Origin of the sequence: Methanobacterium petrolearium, assembly GCF_017873625.1 — an archaeon.
In the GTDB taxonomy this organism is placed as follows: domain Archaea; phylum Methanobacteriota; class Methanobacteria; order Methanobacteriales; family Methanobacteriaceae; genus Methanobacterium; species Methanobacterium petrolearium.
The window spans coordinates 1-1,223 of record NZ_JAGGKL010000026.1; the positions used below are offsets into that span (position 1 = coordinate 1).

1 protein-coding gene is annotated in these 1,223 nt (G+C 31.6%); it reads left to right on the forward strand.

Going from position 1 to position 1,223, the window contains the following annotated elements; genetic code table 11:
• The coding region (locus J2743_RS12005) for a hypothetical protein (protein ID WP_209627534.1) at positions 1-711 on the forward strand (711 nt) is incomplete at its 5' end.
• Positions 712-1,223: the final 512 nt, after the last annotated feature.

The window sequence follows — 1,223 nt, forward strand, 5'->3', positions numbered from 1 at the left end:
GCACCCAACTACTCATCCTACAGCGGCCTGGGATCATACTTCGGATATGAAAACCTCATCTACACCTACAGCAAAATCCTAACCACCTACAACAAAACTGGAACACTGCCCACAAGTGTTTCAATCAAACTATGGAAAGCTATTGTAGATCCAGATGGCTCTTGGTCCAAACCGGTGTATATTACCACTGATTATATATATAGCAGTAGTGTGGATTGGGCAATGATGAACTCAATTGTCGCTTATTTGGAGGATTGGGGAGTTGATTGGGGATTAAATGCAACTGCATGGGCTAGAGGTCCTAACACACATTGTTCAGTTCTTAAAACTTCTAGTGTACCTGAAAATGCGTTGATTGTTAATATATATGGTGGTGCATGTGCCGCAACTATTTATGAAATGGGAACTTCATGGTATAAAAAGATTAAAGGAGCTGCAGAAGTATTTAGTATATGGATCTCCCCACCTGCCTGGAATATAAAAAATTGTCCTACGAGAGATATATATGGTAGAAATTTCCTACCCAAAGCTTGGGACGATAATTTCAGTGGGAACAGTTTACCTAACTGGGGATACAATACGAAGGGCCAAATTGTCCAAGGGTTAAGTAATCCTGACAAATATCTCACAAAAAATGGATATAAGTTCCTGGTGACCAGTAAAAACATCGAAAAAATGGCAATAGCCATATATGAACAATTGGTTCTATAAAGAAAGTAATATTGAGTGAAGTTGAATGTATTAAATCAATCAACTTCAAAATACTATTTTAATTTTTTTTATTTAGTAAAATATTAATTTAGAATTTGGCTGTTATCTTTTAAATAAAATTTTTTTAATAAAAAAATTGTTTTTTTAAGGTTGAAATTATTAAAAAGAATCAGATATAACCCAAAAACCAAAAAAGACGTTAAATCTTATAAAACATGGCAAAATTATTTATAAAGAGTTATTAAAAAAAACTCTAGATTTGACTGCCTTTAATTATATAAAGCCAGATTAATTCCTTTTAATGTCTTATAACGGAAAATATTTCACAAATAAGAAAGAATCGGATATGACTATTTTATGGAAATAAACATTAAAACTAGTTAATTTACTAAAAATACCAAAGAAACCATCCCACTAAAATTAAGAAAATCTAAAAGGCTCAAACAAAGTCTTAAATCATGCCAAAAGACCTATACATGTCTTTTTTTGGAAAATAAATCAAAACATTTATA